The following is an 18,587-nucleotide window of genomic DNA, read 5'->3' as shown; positions in this document are numbered from 1 at the left end:
CCCTGTCCCCACTCGCCCGGAACGTCTTACCTGGAGCCACTGTGACAACCCCCTTCCAGCACGAACCCGGATCGGCCACCGGTCCGGTGCCGCCCCCGCAATGCCCCGCACACGCCACGGGCACCGGGCCCGGCGGCCTGCGCCGGCTGTACGGTCCGGAGGCCGAGGCGGACCCCACGGGCCTGTACGAGAAGCTGCGCGCCGAACACGGCTCGGTGGCGCCCGTCCTGCTGCACGAGGACGTTCCCGCCTGGCTGGTGCTCGGACACAGCGAGAACCTCCACATGACCCGGACCCCCTCGCAGTTCTCCCGCGACTCGCGGCGGTGGCGCGGCCTTCAGGACGGCAGTGTGGCCCCGGACCACCCGCTCGCCCCGCTCTTCACCTGGCAGCCGGTGTGCTCCTTCGCCGAAGGCGCCGAACACGAACGGCTGCGTGGCGCGGTCACCGACAGCATGGCGCGCATCGACACCCGTGGCGTGCGCCGCCACATCAACCGGTACAGCAACCGGCTCGTCAACGACTTCTGCCGGGAGGGCCGGGTCGAGCTGGTCAGCCAGTTCGCCGAGCGCCTCCCGATGATGGTGATGTGCGCGATCATCGGCATGCCGGAGGAGTACGACGACCGCCTGGTGCAGGCCGCCCGCGACATGACGCGGGGCTCGGAGACCGCGGTCGCGAGCAACGCCTACGTGATCGGCGCACTCGACCGGCTGGTCCAGCGCCGCCGGTCGGCCCCTGCCGAGGACTTCGCCACCTGGCTGGTCGAACACCCGGCCGGCCTCACCGACAAGGAGGTCAGCGAGCACCTGCGGGTGGTTCTGATCGTCGCCTACGAGACGACCACCAACCTGATCGCCAACGTGCTGCGCATGGTCCTCACGGACCCCAGGTTCCGGGCCAGGCTCAGTGGCGGACACATGACCGTGCCCGAGGCGGTCGAGCAGACGCTGTGGGACGAGCCGCCCTTCACCTCGGTCCTCGGCCGCTGGGCGGTGGGCGACACAGAGCTCGGCGGACAGCAGATCAAGGCGGGGGACGCCCTGATCGTCGGCATCGCGCCGGCCAACACCGACCCCGCCGTCCGGCCCGACCTCACCGTCAGCATGGAGGGCAACCGCGCCCACCTGGCGTTCAGCAGCGGCCCCCACGAGTGCCCCGGCCAGGACATCGGGCGTGCCATCGCCGACGTCGGCGTCGACGCCCTGCTGATGCGCCTGCCCGACCTGGAACTCGGTGTCGACGAGGAGAAGCTGAAGTGGGCCGGGAACTTCATGTCACGGCACCTGGTGGACCTGCCGGCGGGCTTCGCCCCCACTCCTGAGCAGGAGATCGACGCCGAGCCGCTGCCCGCGGTGGCCAGGTCCCGTTCGCACGTCGACTGGGAGGTGTCGTCGCCCGTCACCCCCCGCGGCCCCATGGCCGCCCCGGTCCCGGCCGTAGCCCGCACCGCCGAGCCGCAGCACGCGGTGCCCGGGGAGGGAGCCCTCATCCCGGCGCAGCGGAGCGGGCCGACGAAGATCTGGCGCGCCGTCGTGCGGTGGTGGAACGGCCACTGACACCCGCGCCGTCCGCCGTTCCGGGAGCCCCGGACCCCCGGGGGTCCGGGGCAACCGGCTGCGGGGCCCGTACCATCGAGCAGCGTGAAGCTGACTATTCTTGGCGGCGGCGGATTCCGGGTCCCTCTGGTGTACGGGGCACTGCTCGGCGACCACGCCGAGGGCCGCGTCTCGCGGGTGACCCTGTACGACACGGACGCGGACCGGCTCACCGCCGTCGCCCGGGTCCTCGACGAACAGGCGCGGGGCGTTCATGACGCGCCCGCGGTCGTCGCCACCGACGATCTCGACGAGGCGCTGCGCGGCGCGGACTTCGTCTTCTCCGCGATCCGCGTAGGCGGCCTCGAAGGCCGCGCCGCGGACGAACGCGTCGCACTCGACGAGGGCGTCCTGGGCCAGGAGACGGTCGGCGCGGGCGGCATCGCGTACGGGCTGCGCACCGTGCCCGTCGCGGTCGCGCTCGCCCGGCGCATCTCGCGGCTCGCCCCCGACGCGTGGGTCATCAACTTCACCAACCCGGCCGGTCTGGTCACCGAGGCCATGTCCCGGCACCTCGGCGACAGGGTCATCGGGATCTGCGACTCCCCGGTGGGGCTCGGCCGCCGCATCGCCCGGGTCCTGGGCGCCGATCCGGACCGGGCCCGGGTCGACTACGTCGGACTCAACCACCTCGGCTGGGTGCGTGGTCTGGAGGTCGACGGCCGTGACGAACTCCCGCGCCTGCTCGCCGATCCCGCGCTGCTCGGCTCCTTCGAGGAGGGCAGGCTCTTCGGGGCGGACTGGCTGCGCTCCCTCGGCTCGATCCCCAACGAGTACCTGCACTACTACTACTTCAACCGGGAAGCGGTCCGCGCCTACCAGGAGGCCGAGCGGACCCGCGGCGCCTTCCTCCGCGACCAGCAGGACGGCTTCTACGCCCGGATGAAGGACCCGGCCGCCCCGGCACTCACCACCTGGGACCGTACGCGCGCCGAACGCGAGGCCACGTACATGGCGGAGAACCGCGATGTGGCCGGGGCCGGCGAGCGTGAGGAGAGCGACCTGGACTCCGGGGGCTACGAACAGGTGGCCCTCGCCCTGATGCGGGCCGTCGCCCGCAACGAACGGACCTCCCTGATCCTCGACGTCCGCAACCGGGGCACCCTCTCGGTGCTCGACGAGGACGCCGTCATCGAGGTGCCCTGCCTGGTCGACGCCAACGGCGCCCACCCCGTGGCCGTCGACCCGCTGCCCTACCACGCGGTCGGCCTGGTCACCGCCGTCAAGGCCGTGGAACGCGCGGTGCTCGAAGCGGCGGAGACCGGCTCGCGTGCCGCTGCCGTCAAGGCCTTCGCCCTGCACCCGCTGGTCGACTCCGTCTCCGTGGCCCGCCGGCTGGTCGACGGGTACACGAAGGTCCACCCCGGGCTCGCGTACCTCGCGCCGTGACCGGTCAGGGCGCGGGCACGGCCTTCGGCCGGCCGGAGGGGTCCCAGGACGGCACGACACCGGTGACCTGACACACCATGAGGAAGAGCGGGATGGGCGGCGTGTACGGCGTCCGGCTGTCCGGCGCGTGGATCAGGCGGGGGCGCCCGGCGGGGACGTAGGCCCCGGTGGCGTACGACGCCTGCTCGGGCCAGTCGAGATCGAGATCCGAACCCGACGGGACGATCCACCACCACCGGTCGGCGTCGGCGAACACGCACCCGGCGCGCGGCAGATGTGACATCAGCCTGAATCCGTACCGCGCGGGCACGCCCACCGCGTCGTAGCCGAGGCTCGCCGACAGCGCGGGCGGCAGCGGAAGCCGGACCCGGCCCGCCGCGCCGTCCTCCTCCGGGACCCGGGCGCGGCGCGCGCCGAGCAGCTGGGACAGGGCGTGCTTCAACATGTCGGCTCCGGGCCGCACGGCAGTTCGGCCCATACGATGCGCCCGGAGTGGTCCCCCGCGTCGTGGGATCCCCACGCACTGCTCATGGAGTCGACGAGCAGCAGCCCGCGCCCGTGCTCCCCGTCGGCGGTGAGGGACAGCCGGGGGCCGCCGGGCTGATGTCCCTGGTCCTGTACGGCTATGCGCAAGCGGCCGTCGTCGCAGCGGAGCTCGCAGACGACCCGGGCGCTCGCGGTGTGCACCACCGCGTTGGTCACCAGCTCGGAGACGATCAGCACCGCCGCGTCGTGGGCGTCCCCCGTCAGCCGCCAGTCCGCGAGCCGGGCCCGGGCGAGGCGCCGCGCACCGGCGACCGACTCGGGGTGCGCCGGCAGCGCGAAGCAGTAACGGAGCGCCTCCGCCCCGGGGCTGAGGTCCATGAGCCGGGGGATGAGCGCACTGCCAGGTGCCACGACCGATTCCTCACAGTGGGGGCTGTGTCACGCTTCGCACCCTCCCGCAAGGGGGCAGGCGCGACCACGCGAACTTGGTTCGGTTACCAACTCTCCCCCTGACAAGAACACTTGGCAAGAGGCACTCTGAAAAATTCAGAGTGACTGTGTCCCTGAAGCCCCGCGCATGGCACACTGCTCGCACACAGCGCATCGGGAGGTCTGAAGTGAGCGAACCGCGGTCGGCCCCGACCGTGGGCCAGGTCGTTCTCGGTAAGCGTCTGCAGGACCTGCGGGAACGCGTGGGCCTGAGCCGGGACCAGGCGGCGAAGGTGCTCCGTGTCGCCCCGGGGACCATACGCAGGATGGAGACCGCCGAGGTCGGGCTGAAGATCCCGTACGTCCAGCTCCTCCTCAAGGCCTACGGGATCGCGGACGACGAGACCGACGCCTTCGTCGAACTGGCGGAAGAGGCCAACAAGCCCGGTTGGTGGCAGCGCTTCCACGATGTGCTGCCCGACTGGTTCAGCATGTACGTCAGCCTGGAGGGCGCCGCGAGCCTCCTGCGCACGTACGAGCCGCACTTCGTCCCCGGGCTCCTGCAGACCGAGGACTACGCGCGCTCCGTCCTGCGCACCGGCGCGGTCGGCCAGACCAGGCCCGCCGACATCGAGCGCCATGTGGCCCTGCGGATGGAGCGGCAGGCACTGCTCACCAAGACGGAGGCGCCGAAGCTCTGGGTGGTCATGGACGAGACGGTCCTGCGCCGCCCCGTAGGCAGCCCCGACGCCATGCGGGCCCAGGTCGACCGCCTGCTCGAAGCGACCGACCTGCCCAACGTGACCCTCCAGATCGCGGAGTTCGCGACGGGCCACCACCCGGGCACGTACGGCCCGTTCGTCCTCTTCCGCTTCGCGGTCCCCGAGCTGCCCGACATGGTCTACAGCGAGTACCTGACGGGCGCCGTGTACTTCGACGCGCGTCCGGAGGTGGCCTCGTACCTCGAGGTCATGGACCGAATGGCGGCTCAGGCCGCAACTGCACAACGCACGAAGGAAATCCTCAGGGACTTCCGCAAGGAGCTGTGATGAACCACATATACAACGGCATGCCGGCCGCCGACCTCGGCACCGAAGGCTGGTACAAGCCGTGGAGCGGTGGTAACGGCGGCAATTGCATCGAGGCCATGAAGCTGGCGGACGGCAGGGTGGCGGTCCGTCAGTCCGCGGACCCGGACGGGCCCGCCCTCATCTACTCCAACGGCGAGATCGCCGCTTTCATCCAGGGCGCCAAGTCCGGGCAGGCCGATTTCCTCCTCACCTGACGCACGGGCCGCCTATTGTCGCACCACACGCTGTTCGCCGAAGTCCCCGACCAACGGAGTGCGTCATGACCGGGCAGGATCCCCAGGCCGTCGAGATCGACACGAGCAAGCCGCATCCGGCACGGATGTACGACTGGTTCCTCGGCGGGAAGGACAACTACCCGGTCGACGAACAGATGGCCCAGCAGCTGCTCGTCCTGGACGCCCGGGGCCGCGACATGGCCCGGGTCAACCGTGCCTTCATGCACCGGGCCACCCGCTGGCTCGCGGAGAGCGGCGTGCGCCAGTTCCTCGACATCGGCTCCGGCATACCCACCGAGCCGAATCTTCACCAGATCGCCCAGGGGACCGCCCCGGACGCGCGCGTCGTCTACTGCGACAACGACCCGATCGTCCTCGCGCACGCGGCGGCGCTGCTGCGCTCCACGCCCGAGGGCGCCACCGAATACATCCAGGCCGACGCCCGCAGGCCCGACGCCATCCTGGAGGCGGCGGGCAAGATCCTCGACTTCGACCGGGCGATCGCGCTCTCCCTCCTCGCCCTGCTGCACTTCGTCGACGACGAGGACGGGGCAGCCGAACTCGTCGACCACCTCGTGGAGCAGCTGCCCTCCGGCAGCTATCTGGTGCTGTCACACACCACGGGTGACTTCGACCCGGAGGGTGCGGCCCGGGCCCGTGACATGTACAAGGCGCGGGGGATGACCCTGCGGCCCCGTTCGCGCGCCGAGCTCACCGCGTTCTTCCACGGCCTCGAACTCGTCGAGCCGGGCGTCTCGCTCTCCGCGGACTGGCGCCCGGAGCTCGGCGAGGTCATCGACGTACCGGGCGTCGAGCCGATCCCCGGTTACGCGGGCGTGGCGCGCAAGCGCTGACCGCGCACGGCGGGGGACCGCCGGCTCCTGCCCCGTTTCCCGGGCGCGCCGGCCGGCAGGCCACAATGGACGCATGTCACGACGCACCTCACGCCCCCGCCGACCGGACGCCCCGCAGGCAGGACCTCCGCGGATCACCCCGGAGGCTCCCTGCCCGTGCGGCCTGCCGGCCGCCTACGGGGAGTGCTGCGGCCGGCTGCACGCGGGCACCGTCGCCGCCCCGACGTGTGAGGCGCTGATGCGCTCGCGGTACGCCGCCTTCGTCGTCCGGGACGCCGGATACCTGCTGCGCACGTGGCACCCGGCGTCCCGCCCGCCGGGCGTCGACTTCGACCCGGCCCTGCGCTGGGAGCGGCTGGAGATCCTGGCCACCACCGAGGGCAGCGCCTTCCACACCACCGGTACGGTCACCTTCCGCGCCCACTACACCGACGACGGCAGGCCCGACTCGCTCCATGAGCAGAGCCGCTTCGTCCGCGAGCAGGGTGCCTGGGTGTACGAGACCGCGGTCTTCGTCGAGTAGCCACGGCCGGATCAGGCCGGGACCCCCGTCCGCTCGGGCGGGGCGAGCTGGTGCTCCAGGTCCTCCGCGAGCAGCCGCTTGGCGATCACGTCGACCGCCGCGCGCAGCTGCCGGTCGTCGGGCCGGGCGCCGTCCTCGGCCAGTCGTTCGTTGAGCCAGCGGCCCCAGGCGTCCGAGATCGTCGCCGCCTCACGGCTGCCCGCCGCCGTATGGGTGAAGAGCCGGCCGTCCCCGGTGAGGTAGCCCTCCTCGATCATCCGGTCGAAGACGGGCACCAGCACCTCCGGCGGGACCCGGTGCCGGGCGGCGATCAGGGTGAGTCCCGCGTGGCCCACCAGGCGGGTGAAGAGGTCGACCTGCATCACGGCCCAGGCCCCGGCCGTGTCGAGCCGGGTGTCGGAGGCCGCGACGATCCGCCGGGCGGTATCGGGACCGGCCTGGTGCAGGATCCGTGCCACGGCGGATTCGAGCACGTTCGCCGCGTCGCCGGTGTTCGGCCGGGCGAAGCCCTCACCCATGTCGGTCGAGCCCGCACGGGCGCTGTCGCGCAGCTTCACCTGCTTCAGGAAGAGCGAGACGACGAACCCCAGCAGGGCCACCGGCACCGTCCAGAGGAAGACGGTGTGCAGGGTGTCCGCGTACGCCTGGGCGAGGGGCGCGGTCTGCTCGGGGGGCAGGGCGTGAACGGCCTGCGGATTCTCGGCGACCCGCGCCAGCGAGGCGGGATCACCGCCGGCCCGCGCCGCCTGTTCGACGCCCTGCGTCAGATTCGGCCGCAGCGCGTTGGCGTAGATCGTGCCGAACACCGCCGTGCCGAACGAGCTGCCGAGGGTGCGGAAGAACGTCACGCCGGACGTGGCGGTGCCGAGGTCCGAATAGTCGACCGTGTTCTGCACGGCGATCGTCAGCACCTGCATCGACAGGCCGATACCGATGCCCAGCACCAGCATGTACAGCGACTCCAGCCAGATGCCGCTGCCCGGGCCCATCCGGGACAGGAGGTACAGGCCGACCGCCATGACGAGCGAACCGACGACGGGGAAGAAGCGGTAGTGGCCGGTCTTGCTCACCACGTTGCCGCTGAAGATCGAGGCCGCCAGCAGTCCCACCACCAGGGGCAGCGTCCGCACCCCGGACAGGGTGGCCGAGTCCCCGTCGACGTACTGCAGATAGGTCGGCAGATAGATCATCGCGCCGAGCATGGCGAAGCCCACGATGAAGCTCAGGACGGAGCACACCGCGAACACCGGGTTGCGGAACAGCCGCATCGGCAGCATCGGCTCCTTCGCCCGTGTCTCCACGACGCAGAAGAGCGCCAGGGCGACGAGGCCCCCGATGAAGAGGCCGATGATGACCGGTGAGCCCCAGGCGTACTCGTTGCCGCCCCAGCTCGTGCCGAGGATCAGCGCGCTGGCGCCGACGGCGACCAGCGCGATGCCCAGGTAGTCGATGACCGGCCGTCCCGCCGCGCGTACGGAAGGGATGGTGCGGGCCGCCGCGATGACCACCACGATCGCGATCGGCACATTGACGTAGAACGCCCACCGCCAGGTCAGATGGTCGGTGAACAGCCCGCCCAGCAGCGGTCCGACCACCGTGGCGACGCCGAAGACCGCGCCGATCGCCCCCTGGTACTTGCCGCGCTCGCGCAGCGGGATGACATCGGCGATCAGCGCCATGGCGGTGACCATGAGCCCGCCCGCGCCGATGCCCTGCAGACCACGCCAGATGATCAGCAGCAGCATGTTGGACGCGAGACCGCAGAGGAACGACCCCGTGATGAAGATGACGGCCGAGATCTGGAAGATCAACTTCCGGCCGAAGAGGTCGCCGAACTTGCCGACCAGGACCGTCGCCACGGTCTCCGCCAGCAGATACGCCGTCACGACCCACGACATGTGCTCCGCGCCGCCGAGGTCGGAGACGATCGTGGGGAGTGCCGTTCCCACGATCGTCTGGTCCAGCGCGGCGAGCAGGATCCCCAGGACGATCGTGGCGAATACGATGTTCCGGCGCCTGCGGTCGAGGACGGGCGGCGCTGCGGCACTCTGCGCGGCGGGGGCGGTCTCGCTGGCAGTGGTCACCCTCGCAGCCTCACACCCGGTCAGGTCCCACGCATGCGGGGACGGGCCGGACGGGTCAGGCCAGCAGCTCCCGCACGGAGTCCCTCATCCGGGCGACGAAGGCCGCGCGGACCTCATCCGGAACCCGGTCGAGCGACAGATACGGATTGAGGTCCTCCAGCTCGACGAGCAGCAGGCCGCCCTCCGGCGTCCGGCAGGCGTCCACCCGCTGGATGCCGTGTGTGAGGGTGTTCCACTCGACGAAACGGCGTGCGAAGTCCAGGTCCTCAGGGCTCGGGGCGTACGGTTCGAGCACCCAGCGCCTCTCCGGACGCGGTGCGTGGAGGGCGTACTGGAAGTCGTGGTCGACGAAGTAGAAGGACACCTCGTAGCGGAAGTCGATCCTGGGCTGGACGAGCAGCGTGCCGTCGGCGCCCTCGGGGTACTCAGGTCCCTCGGTGAAGCGCAGGCCCACCGAGTCCGCGCCGAGCTTGGGCTTGACCACATAGCCGGCCGAGCGGGGGAGCAGCCCGAGATCCGCCGCACGGTCCACGGTCGGGATGACCGGGAAGCCGGCCCGGCTCAGATCGACCAGATACTGTTTGCCGGCCATGTCCCCGCGCCCGTCGAGCGTGTTGTACACCCGCGTCCCCGACTCCCGCGCGCGGGTACGGAACGCGTCGTACGCCTCCTGGTAGTGCAGGACCGGTCCGCTGTTACGGACGACGACCGCGTCGAACCCGTCCAGCAGCGCCGCCGCGTCACGGGGGTGACAGAGCGCGACGTCGAAGGTCTCGCGCAGCCGGGACGTCAGGAAGATGTCCTCGTCGCAGTAGCGCCGCCCGCGCGCCTCGTAGGCGAGATCGGTGACGAACAGGACGGACGGACGTGGTGCCTCGGACCCGGCGATCAAGAAATACTCCCAGGGGGTTCGCTATCCGGCTGTCGGTCAATAGCCTTGCTGGTGTTGCCCGTTCACCGCATCGAAGCCCCTGATCTCTGCCCCACAGGAGTCCCACGTGTCCCAGGCGTCCTCACCGCCCGACATTCTCTCGCCCGCCTTCGCCGCCGATCCCTACGGGGCCTACCGGACGATGCGCGAGAGCGCCCCGCTGATCCACCACGAGGCCACGGGGAGCTATCTCGTCTCGCGGTACGAGGACGTCGAGCGCGTCTTCAAGGACCGGGCGCAGGAGTTCACCACCGAGAACTACGACTGGCAGCTGGAGCCCGTCCACGGCCGCACCATCCTCCAGCTCAGCGGCAGGGAACACGCCGTACGCCGGGCCCTGGTCGCCCCCGCCTTCCGAGGCGCCGACCTCCAGGAGAAGTTCCTGCCCGTCATCGAGCGCAACGCCCGTGAGCTCATCGACACCTTCCGCCACAAGGGGGAGGCGGACCTCGTCGAGGCGTTCGCGACACGCTTCCCCGTCCTGGTCATCGCCGACATGCTGGGCCTGGACCGGGCGGACCACCAGCGCTTCCACGGCTGGTACACCAACGTCATCGCCTTCCTGGGCAACCTGGCGGGCGACCCCGCGGTCACGGCGGCGGGGGAACGGACCCGCCAGGAATTCGCCGAGTACATGATCCCCGTCATCCAGCGGCGCAGGGAGGAGCCGGGGGACGACCTGCTCTCCGCGCTCTGCGCCGCCGAGGTCGACGGCGTACGGATGAGCGACGAGGACATCAAGGCGTTCTGCAGTCTGCTGCTCGCGGCCGGCGGCGAGACGACCGACAAGGCCATCGCCTCGGTCTTCGCCAATCTCCTCACGCACCCCGAGCAGCTCGCCGCCGTACAGCGGGACCGGTCCCTGATCGACCGGGCCTTCGCCGAGACGCTGCGCTACACCCCGCCGGTCCACATGATCATGCGCCAGACGGCGGGGGAGGTGGAGCTGTCCGGGGGCACCGTCCCGGCCGGCGCCACCGTCACCTGTCTGATCGGCTCGGCCAACCGGGACGGGGCCCGCTACACCGAACCGGACCGCTTCGACCTGTTCCGTGACGACCTGACCAGCACCACGGCGTTCTCCGCGGCCGCGGAACACCTGGCGTTCGCCCTGGGCCGGCACTTCTGCGTGGGTGCCCTGCTGGCCAGGGCCGAGGTCGAGACCGGGGTGAACCAGCTGCTCGACGCGATGCCGGACCTCCGGCTCGCCGACGGCTTCACCCCGGCCGAGGAGGGCGTCTTCACCCGGGGCCCGGCATCGCTGCCGGTCCGCTTCACCCCGGTCGGAGGGGCGGGCGCATGACGTGGACGGCACCGCGGACCGAGCGGACCACGTCACTGAGCACCCTGGGCATGCTGCCTGAGCGCCAACTGCTGGAGGGATGGCTGAACTGGCATCGGGAGACCCTGCTGGCCAAGTGCGCGGGTCTCGATGCGGCGAGACTGGCGACGGCGGCCGTGGAGCCGTCGAACCTCACCCTTCTCGGTCTGGTCCGCCACATGGCCGAGATCGAGCGGTGGTGGTTCCGGCGCAGCTTCGCGGGCGAGCCCGTCGGCGACGTCTTCACCGGGCCGTCGGACGGTGACGAGGGCTTCGACGGCGTGGACCCGGCCGACGCGGAGAGGGACTTCGGGAGATACCGGGCCGAGATCACGGCGTGCGACGCGGCCGTGGCCGGGCGCGGTCTCGACGAGACCTTCATGTCCACGCCCGAGGCCGGCCTCAGCCTTCGCGCGGTCTACGTACTGATGATCCAGGAGTACGCCCGCCACAACGGCCACGCCGATCTCCTGCGGGAGCGGACCGACGGGACGACGGGCGACTGAACCGGCGGTCCGATCACCCGGGCACCGCACCCCGGCCGGCGGCGCTGCGCGAGGTGGCGTCCGAGCTGGGCGCCACGCCCAGCCAGGCGGGGTGCGGAGTGCCCGAGGACAGGTGAATCCTGCCCGTGACCAGGGACGACGGGCACGGGCAGGACCAGATTCGCGGCCGGGCGGCCGAGGCGAGGCGTCAGCGGATGTGACGCCCCGAAATGGCCCGGGCGATGACCAGCCGCTGGATCTCGCTCGTGCCCTCGAAGATCGTGTAGATCTTGGCATCGCGGTACATCCGCTCCACCGGGTGCTCCCTGCTGTACCCGGCGCCGCCGAGGATCTGGACCGCCTTCTCCGTCGCGCAGACCGCGAGTTCCCCGGCGCGGAGCTTGGACATGGAGCCCTGGCCCGCGTCGAAGGTCCGGTCGTTGCGGGCCATCCAGGCCGCCTGCCAGATCAGCAGGCGTACGGCCTCGATCTCCGTACGGATGTCCGCGAGGGCGAAGGCGATCGACTGGTTCTCGATGATCGGACGGCCGAAGGCCTCGCGTTCACCGGCGTACTCCAGTGCGTACTCGTACGCGGCGCGCGCGATACCCAGCGCCTGGGCACCCACGGTGGGCCGGCTGACCTCGAAGGTCGCCATCGCCGCCTGGCCCTTGGCCGTGCCGCCCTCACGGGCACGCGCCAGCCGGGCGTCCAGCTTGTCCTTCCCGCCCAGCAGGCAGTGCCCGGGGACGCGTACGTCGTCGAGGAACACGTCCGCGGTGTGTGACGCGCGCAGTCCGAGCTTCTTGATGGTGCGGCTCGCCGCAAGGCCTTCCGTGCCGGGCGGCACGATGAACGCGGCCTGGCCGCGGGCGCCGAGAGCGGGGTCGACCGAGGCGACCACCACGTGGATCTCGGCGATCCCGCCGTTGGTGATCCACGCCTTCTGGCCGGAGAGCACCCACTCGTCCTTGGCCTCGTCGTAACGGGCCTTCGTGGTCATGGCGGAGACGTCGGACCCGGCCTGGGGCTCGGAGACGCAGAAAGCGGCCACCTTCGGGTCGTCCTCGTCGCCGTAGCACTGCGGGACCCACTCGGCGAGCTGGTCGGGCGTGCCGGAGGCGAAGATCCCGGCGACCGCGAGCGAGGTGCCGAACAGTGCCATGCCGATTCCGGCGTCGCCCCAGAAGAGCTCCTCGTTGGCGATCTGGAGGGAGAGCCCGCTCGGGTCCCCGTACATGTCGGCGAGCGACTCGAATCCGTACAGCCCGATCCTGGCCGCCTCCTGGATGACCGGCCACGGGGTCTCCTCGCGTTCGTCCCATTCGGCCGCCGCGGGGCGCACCACCTGGGCGGCGAAGCCGTGGACCCACTCGCGCAGGTCCCGCTGTTCCTCGGTCAGGGCGAGGGAGAAGTAGCTCATGGGCTCAGGCCTTCGGGATGTCGAAGTAGCGGGTCAGGCCCGAGGCCAGGCCGACGTCACCGGCGACCTTCAGCTTGCGCATCATGAACATCGTCACGGGATTGCCGTTGCCGGAGACCAGCTTGAGGAATTCGGCGTCGCCCATCACCAGCGTCGTACGGGGTTCGGCGTCGGAGCGGCCCGCGCTCACCGTGCAGGTGCCGTCGGCTATGGAGGTCTCGTAGACCTCCTCGCTCTCGCCCGTGATCTTCCAGCGGATCAGGGCCTTGAGCCCGCCCGCCGCCTCCGGGCGGAACTGCTGCCGCATCCGGCCGAAGACCTCGCTCAGCACCCGGGCGCGCAGGTCACCGTGCATGACCTCGCCGAGCTGCTTGGCGGACAGACCTTTGACGATCCGTGCGAACTCCTCCGGGGAGACGGCACCGAAGTCGAGCCCGGACAGTTCGTCGGTGAGGTTGCCGCTGCTGTTGTCGGCCACGCCAAATCCTTACTCCAGAGTAAACTTACTTCTGAGTAAGGTAAGTCGGCCGTCGCCGCCGCGCAAGCAGGCGAGCGTCACCAGGCGCTGTCGTGGCGCACCGCGAGATGCGGGTGATGGGCGGACAGCACCTTGTTGGCCCACGCGAGCTCGGACAGCGCCTGTTCGCGGTCGGCCTGGTCCTCGATGCCGAGTTTCGGCCCCCGGAACCTGCGCACCTCGCGAGCGGCGCAGTCGGCGTCGAACTCCGCCTGGAGGATGTGCGGCGGAGTGCAGGACCCGATCAGTGCGGCGACCCGGTCCGGGATCGGCACGGGGACGAGGAGGTGCGAGGCGGTCATGTGGGGGTTCCCTCTCGGATGGTTGGCCAGGAGGTGGCGCTTCGCGGCGGCCGGTGGGCCACCGCTCCTCCCTATGTAACGGGACGCAGTTCCGGGTTTCTTGTTGAGAACGTCTCCGTGTCGCAACCGTTTGGGACTGACCGTCTATTTCGCGTTACCTGGAGGTAAGTTGACTCCATGCGCTGTATGTGATGCTCCCTCAGTTCAGGGACTGCCCGCCACGAGCGCGTAACTGCGACGCGCGCAGCACGGCCTCGGTCGCGAAGCGGCTCTCGGGATCGGTCAGCTGGTCGCCGAAGATGGCCTCGAGACCCCGCATCCGGTAGCGGACCGTCTGAGGGTGCACGTCCAGCAGCTCGCCCATCTGGGCAGCGGTGCCCCGGGTGTCGAGCCAGATCCGCAGTGTCTCGATCAGCCGCTCGCGCCGTGTGGGGCTGATGCCGGCGACGGCGGCCAGTTCGCGCTCGGCGAGCTGGTCGAGGAGAGCGGTGTCGGAGAGGAGCCACAGGGTGATGAGGTGGTCCTCGCAGAGGATGACGGGCGCGTCGTCGATGACCCCCGCGTCGACCAGTTCGAGGACACGCCGGGCCCAGCGGATCGAGTCGGCGGCGAGCGCGGTCGGCACGGTCAGCCCGATCGCCGCGCCACCCCCGGGGATCGTCCGGTCGAGCATCGCTCTGCGTGCGTCGGTCATCTGCCCGGGAACCAGCAGGTGCGGCTGTGGATCGCCGGGGTCGATCAGGACGTCGTGGTCGGCACTGATCCGGTCGAGGCCGGACGGGGCGCGCACCGCGACGAGAGTGACCTGCTCGGGCAGCGTCCAGCCGGTCTGCTCGCACAGCTCGGCGATGGCGCTGCGGGGCACGGGCCTGCCCGTGAGGATCAGATGCAGCAGCCGACGGCGCACCGCCTCGCTCTGCTGGTCGGACTGGGCCTGCACTTCCAGGTAGCCCTCACGGGACAGCGACTCGAGCTCGTCCACGTACGCGAAGAGCGCGTCGGCGAAGCTGAGCATCAGCGCCGGCGAGAAGTTGTAACTCCGGCCCACCTTCTTCGCCCGCCGCAGTGCTACGCGCGCGCCCAGGCGGTAAGCGCCCTGGAGCGCGTCCATGGTGCGGCCCTCGTAGGCCTCGAACCTGCCGAATCTGCGGCACATGTCGTCGCGCAGGACCGTGGGGGACGAAGGTTCGGCGACCAGGTCGACAAAGGAGGAAAGGCTCTGCTCGACGCCCATGCGGATGGATGTCCCGTTCGGGCCGTTCAGCAGACGCGCGTATTCCGGATAGGCGCGGGTCACTTCCATGCCTATCTCTTTGATCAGGCTCGGCAGTTCGGGCCGCATGATCGCGGCGAACTCCTGGGGGAGGGGCCCCAGCGGGTCTCCGGTGTCCAGCGGCTGGATGAGTCTCGGCATGACCGTCCCCTTGCTTCCCGGGCCCGGAGTGGGTGGAACGTGTGGGGGAAAGCGCTCCCACGGACCGACAGGTGTATACCAACATCGGCGCCGAAGATAGACCAAGTCGGGCGGGGTGCACACCGCCTGGACAGGATCGAAGTGCAGGGGGCACACAACCTGGCCCTGCTGTGGGGCTCCGGTGCAGGTGGGGCCGTAAATGCTCACTTCCGGACAATGTTTTCGGCCGTGGACGCACCGAGGGTGTCGCCGCGGTGGTGCGATGTCCGCCGCGCCGGCCGTCCTGAGCGGGTGTCCGGAGATCCTCCCCGGCAGCCTTCCGGCTTTCCGCGGGCGTCCCGGGCGAGGGCGGCGCCGAGTCGGGTCCGGCGGCAATGCGGCATTCCGCAGCGATATTGCGCACGAAGTGACAAGTGCATCAGGCGAATTAGTGACCTACTGACGAGGAAAAAAACTTGCCCAACCAATCTTGACCGGCGGGATTGTGCTCGAAGTTTCCCGCAAGTAACGTCACGCCCTGTCACAGAACGTGTGTGGCTGAAAGCGCAGCACGGCCCCCACGCAACACGATTCATCGCGGCACTCCCTGCGCCTTTGCAGGAATTCGGGTGCCTTCCCCGCAACAGTGCACCCGCACTGGCGAATCGGAGGAACTCACTGTGCGCAACTCCCTCAGAAAGATCGCGATCGCGGCCGGTGCCGCCGCGGCCGCTGTCACCCTCGGAGCCACCACCGCCACCGCCGGCGTCGCCGCTCCGACCTGGACCGTCGGCCCCAACTCGCCGGAGACGTTCTCGGCCAGTTCCGGCACCGTCACCCTCGTCCTCAACGGTGTCCCGATGACGTGTACGTCCTCCGCGGCGTCGGGCAACCTGGCCACCGCCTCCGGCACGACGAACGTGCAGGTCGGCACCATCGCTCCGCTGACCTGGAGCGGCTGCACCAGTCCGTTCGGCCCGGTGACCCCGACCGCCGACACCTCCACCCCGTGGAAGCTGACCGCGAACACCTACAGCGCCGGTGTCACCAACGGGTACATCGCCGGAGTCAAGGCCACGCTGAAGGTCCTCACCTGCACCTTCACGGTGACGGGCAACGTCGCCGCCAAGTACACCAACTCCACCGGCGTGCTGGCAGTCAGCAACAACGCCACGTACAAGCTGACCGTCGCCACCGTCACCTCGGGCTGCGCCGGTATCGCGGCCGTGGGCAACAACCCGACCTACACCGCCAACTACAACGCGGTCACACCCAGCGGCGGCACCACCAAGCCGACCATCGTCTACACCCCCTGATCCGGTCACGAGCCACTCAGGGATGAACAGGGGTCGCACCGCGGGGTCCGCCCGCCGTGCGACCCCGTGCCCACCGGACCGTTGCCGAAACGGAGGAGCCAGCTGTGCGCAGGTCTCCCAGGGAGCCCGTGACGGCGGCCGGTGCCGCTGTCGGTGGAGACCTTCTCCGCCGGCTCCGGGACCGTCCGTCTCCAATGGGGCCTCGACGCCAACCTTCCGACCACGTGCGAGTCGTCGGCGGCACGGGGCAACCTGGCTACCGCCTCGGTACGGCGAACGTGCAGGTCGGCACGATCGCCCCGCTGACCTGGAGCAACTGCACCAGCCCGTTCGGCCCCTTGTACCCGGCCGCCGACACGACCACCCCGTGGAAGCTGATGGCGAACAGCTACAACGCGTCAACGACGACGGCACCTACAAGCTCACGGTCGGGACAGCTACTCCGGGATGTGCCGGGCTCGCGGCCGTGGGGGACAACTGGGAGTACCAAGCACTCTGTTCCGTGACCACGCCGAGCGGCGGCACCACCAAGCCGGCCATCGTGTTCACCCCCTGATCCGGCCGCGCACCCGCGATGAGTGAGCAGGGAGCCCGTGACGAGTCCGCCTGACACGCGATGCACGTCCGGTCGGTCCGAGAGGGGAGATCGTCAGTGAGAGGCAGTCGTATGAATGGTGCACGCAGGCGCACGGCGCGTGGTGCGGCGGTGGCCACCGCGGTGCTGCTCGGAGGGATGATCCCAGGTGCGCAGGCCGCGTCCGGAATGCAGGAGATCGACGCGGAGCTGGCCTATACGTGCGATCTGCCCGAGGGCGGGCAGCCGGTGAAGGTCGGGATCACCGCGCAGCTGCCCGAGTCGGCTCGGCCCGGGCAGGCGATACAGCCCGAGAACGTGGTCCTGGAGACGACTCTTCCCGAGGGTGTGATCCCAGTGCCGGCCGGGTCCTCTGCGACGAGCGTGAGCGCGGAGACGAAGCTCTCTGTCGATGTGTCCCAGAAGGACGAGCATGCGCAGGCCGAGTGGATCGGCACGACCGCCGAGCCCGTGCCGGTCCCCGCCGAGGGCGGTCTGCCGCTGACCACCTCGGGCACCGTCCCGTTCGTGAAGCCCGGGGCGCCCGGAGACCTGGTCTTCGACGCGGGAGCACTCTCGGTGGAACTCTCCCTGAAGACCGCTCAGGGCACACCCGCGGAACCGTCCGCCATCTCCCTGAACTGCGCCCTCGACCCGGAGCAGGAGACCGAGCTGGCGAAGATGGACATCAGTGGTGACGGCGGGGACGGTGCATCCGCGTCGGCGCCGCCCGCATCCGCGCCTGCCGAGAGCGAGTCGTCAGGCGGTGAGGCCACGCCCGAGGTCGGCGCCAGGGCGAAGCAGCCCGCTGTTCCCGACGCCCCTCCGTGCGTCGGCGACGTGGACAACGATCTGAACCTGAACGCCTATGTGACCGGCTATGCCAACGTGACGAAGCTGGACGGGGCGACCAAGTTTCCGCTGGCCTGTACGCAGATCCAGCAGGGGCCGACCCGCGTCGACCTGTCCGAGCCGGGATTCACGCACATCTACCAGGATTCGACCGCCCTGCTCGACTACGAGGGAAAGACTCAGCTGCCGCCCGCTTCGGGCACTTTCCTGACCTTCGGCTTCATGCCGACCACCGCGACCCTGGAGATGACGCAGATCCCCCCAGGAGTGGATGGAGAGGGGACTCCGGACTACAACGTGAAGTCGCACCTGGTGGTCGACTGGTCCGACATGTCGAACAAGGGTGTGACGACCATCGACCTCGACCTCATGCTCCGACTCCGCGACGTCAAGGTGAACGGCGTCCCCCTGGACGTGGGCGACAACTGCCGTACCAGCAAGCCCTTCACCCTGTCCCTGGAAGGCAGGATGACGGCGAAGGACGGTGTCACGACGGGCTACACCCTGGCGACGGGAGGGGTCCTGACGGGGTCGGTGACCCTCCCGCCGTTCAGTGGATGCGGCGCCGGCGAGGACCTCGACAGCCTCTTCACCGCGTCGTTGTCCGGTGTGCCGGGCTACGTCAAACAGGTGCAGGGGGCCCCTTGCGCGGCCCAACAGCACACGCCGGGTTCCGAAGGTGCCGTCTGTACGGACGAGTACGAGCCGGTCGACATCCCCGAGGCGACCCGCTGACCCGCTAAGCCCTACCGAACCATCGCACCGAACGCAGTATCTTCCGCGAGCCGCTGACGAATTGAGGGA

Annotated in this window: 19 protein-coding genes; 11 read left to right on the top strand and 8 right to left on the bottom strand. The window is 70.2% G+C overall.

The features are described 5' to 3' along the window. Nucleotides 1-41: 41 nt before the first annotated feature. Nucleotides 42-1,559: a cytochrome P450 gene (locus tag ACIP63_RS22950; RefSeq protein ID WP_401518531.1), complete on the top strand. Its 1,518-nt coding sequence runs from the start codon at nt 42-44 to the stop codon at nt 1,557-1,559. A gap of 84 nt (nt 1,560-1,643) precedes the next feature. Next, nucleotides 1,644-2,987 (top strand): 6-phospho-beta-glucosidase, encoded by a 1,344-nt coding sequence (locus tag ACIP63_RS22945; RefSeq protein ID WP_401518529.1) that lies wholly within the window; start codon nt 1,644-1,646, stop codon nt 2,985-2,987. 4 nt (nt 2,988-2,991) lie between these two features. Here ACIP63_RS22945 and ACIP63_RS22940 read toward each other — a convergent pair whose 3' ends face one another. Beyond that, nucleotides 2,992-3,432, bottom strand: a complete 441-nt coding sequence (locus tag ACIP63_RS22940; RefSeq protein WP_401518526.1) for a hypothetical protein — start codon at nt 3,430-3,432, stop codon at nt 2,992-2,994. Continuing rightward, nucleotides 3,426-3,884: an ATP-binding protein gene (locus ACIP63_RS22935; RefSeq protein ID WP_401518524.1), complete on the bottom strand. Its 459-nt coding sequence runs from the start codon at nt 3,882-3,884 to the stop codon at nt 3,426-3,428. The genes ACIP63_RS22940 and ACIP63_RS22935 overlap by 7 nt, the downstream gene beginning before the upstream one ends. Before the next feature lie 206 nt (nt 3,885-4,090). Here ACIP63_RS22935 and ACIP63_RS22930 point away from each other — a divergent pair, with 206 nt between their 5' ends. The 4 genes from ACIP63_RS22930 (at nt 4,091) to ACIP63_RS22915 (ending at nt 6,585) form a co-directional block, all read left to right on the top strand. Continuing rightward, nucleotides 4,091-4,951: a helix-turn-helix domain-containing protein gene (locus tag ACIP63_RS22930; protein WP_401518522.1), complete on the top strand. Its 861-nt coding sequence runs from the start codon at nt 4,091-4,093 to the stop codon at nt 4,949-4,951. Continuing rightward, nucleotides 4,951-5,187: a DUF397 domain-containing protein gene (locus ACIP63_RS22925; protein WP_014152862.1), complete on the top strand. Its 237-nt coding sequence runs from the start codon at nt 4,951-4,953 to the stop codon at nt 5,185-5,187. Before ACIP63_RS22930 ends, ACIP63_RS22925 begins: the two co-directional genes overlap by 1 nt. 65 nt (nt 5,188-5,252) lie before the next feature. Continuing rightward, nucleotides 5,253-6,062: an SAM-dependent methyltransferase gene (locus ACIP63_RS22920; protein ID WP_401518520.1), complete on the top strand. Its 810-nt coding sequence runs from the start codon at nt 5,253-5,255 to the stop codon at nt 6,060-6,062. A 73-nt stretch (nt 6,063-6,135) separates the two neighbouring features. Continuing rightward, nucleotides 6,136-6,585 (top strand): YchJ family protein, encoded by a 450-nt coding sequence (locus ACIP63_RS22915; protein ID WP_401518517.1) that lies wholly within the window; start codon nt 6,136-6,138, stop codon nt 6,583-6,585. Between the two features lie 11 nt (nt 6,586-6,596). Here the strand turns inward: ACIP63_RS22915 and ACIP63_RS22910 are convergent, their stop codons facing one another. Further along, entirely contained in the window at nt 6,597-8,669 is a 2,073-nt protein-coding gene (locus ACIP63_RS22910; RefSeq protein WP_401518514.1) for an MDR family MFS transporter, read from the bottom strand. A 55-nt stretch (nt 8,670-8,724) separates the two neighbouring features. Further along, nucleotides 8,725-9,561, bottom strand: coding sequence for a hypothetical protein (locus ACIP63_RS22905; protein WP_401518511.1), 837 nt, complete (start codon nt 9,559-9,561; stop codon nt 8,725-8,727). 106 nt (nt 9,562-9,667) lie between these two features. Between ACIP63_RS22905 and ACIP63_RS22900 the strand changes: the two genes are divergently transcribed. Next, nucleotides 9,668-10,903, top strand: coding sequence for a cytochrome P450 (locus tag ACIP63_RS22900; protein ID WP_401518509.1), 1,236 nt, complete (start codon nt 9,668-9,670; stop codon nt 10,901-10,903). Then, entirely contained in the window at nt 10,900-11,427 is a 528-nt protein-coding gene (locus tag ACIP63_RS22895; RefSeq protein WP_401518506.1) for a DinB family protein, read from the top strand. The genes ACIP63_RS22900 and ACIP63_RS22895 overlap by 4 nt, the downstream gene beginning before the upstream one ends. A gap of 187 nt (nt 11,428-11,614) precedes the next feature. On the opposite strand, the gene ACIP63_RS22890 is transcribed toward ACIP63_RS22895, so the two are convergent. The 4 genes from ACIP63_RS22890 to ACIP63_RS22875 form a co-directional block, all read right to left on the bottom strand. Then, nucleotides 11,615-12,829 carry an acyl-CoA dehydrogenase family protein gene (locus tag ACIP63_RS22890; protein WP_401518504.1) on the bottom strand — a complete coding sequence of 405 codons (1,215 nt, stop codon included), beginning with the start codon at nt 12,827-12,829 and terminating at the stop codon, nt 11,615-11,617. Nucleotides 12,830-12,833: 4 nt separating this feature from the next. Further along, nucleotides 12,834-13,307: an SCP2 sterol-binding domain-containing protein gene (locus tag ACIP63_RS22885; RefSeq protein ID WP_356716777.1), complete on the bottom strand. Its 474-nt coding sequence runs from the start codon at nt 13,305-13,307 to the stop codon at nt 12,834-12,836. 77 nt (nt 13,308-13,384) lie between these two features. After that, nucleotides 13,385-13,648 carry a hypothetical protein gene (locus tag ACIP63_RS22880; protein ID WP_401518501.1) on the bottom strand — a complete coding sequence of 88 codons (264 nt, stop codon included), beginning with the start codon at nt 13,646-13,648 and terminating at the stop codon, nt 13,385-13,387. A gap of 199 nt (nt 13,649-13,847) precedes the next feature. Continuing rightward, nucleotides 13,848-15,062, bottom strand: a complete 1,215-nt coding sequence (locus ACIP63_RS22875) for a helix-turn-helix domain-containing protein (protein ID WP_401518498.1) — start codon at nt 15,060-15,062, stop codon at nt 13,848-13,850. 659 nt (nt 15,063-15,721) lie between these two features. On the opposite strand from ACIP63_RS22875, the gene ACIP63_RS22870 reads away from it, so the two are divergent. The 3 genes from ACIP63_RS22870 to ACIP63_RS22860 all read left to right on the top strand — a co-directional run bounded on the left by ACIP63_RS22870 (nt 15,722) and on the right by ACIP63_RS22860 (nt 18,518). Next, entirely contained in the window at nt 15,722-16,357 is a 636-nt protein-coding gene (locus ACIP63_RS22870) for a hypothetical protein (protein ID WP_401518497.1), read from the top strand. Nucleotides 16,358-16,724: 367 nt separating this feature from the next. Further along, a complete protein-coding gene (locus ACIP63_RS22865; protein ID WP_401518494.1) occupies nt 16,725-16,913 on the top strand; it encodes a hypothetical protein in 189 nt (62 codons plus the stop codon). A 111-nt stretch (nt 16,914-17,024) separates the two neighbouring features. Next, nucleotides 17,025-18,518 carry a DUF6801 domain-containing protein gene (locus tag ACIP63_RS22860; protein WP_401518492.1) on the top strand — a complete coding sequence of 498 codons (1,494 nt, stop codon included), beginning with the start codon at nt 17,025-17,027 and terminating at the stop codon, nt 18,516-18,518. Nucleotides 18,519-18,587 lie beyond the last annotated feature (69 nt).

The organism is Streptomyces sp. NPDC088746 (assembly GCF_044751065.1).
GTDB lineage: Bacteria > Actinomycetota > Actinomycetes > Streptomycetales > Streptomycetaceae > Streptomyces.
This window is presented reverse-complemented; position numbering and strand designations above follow the sequence as displayed.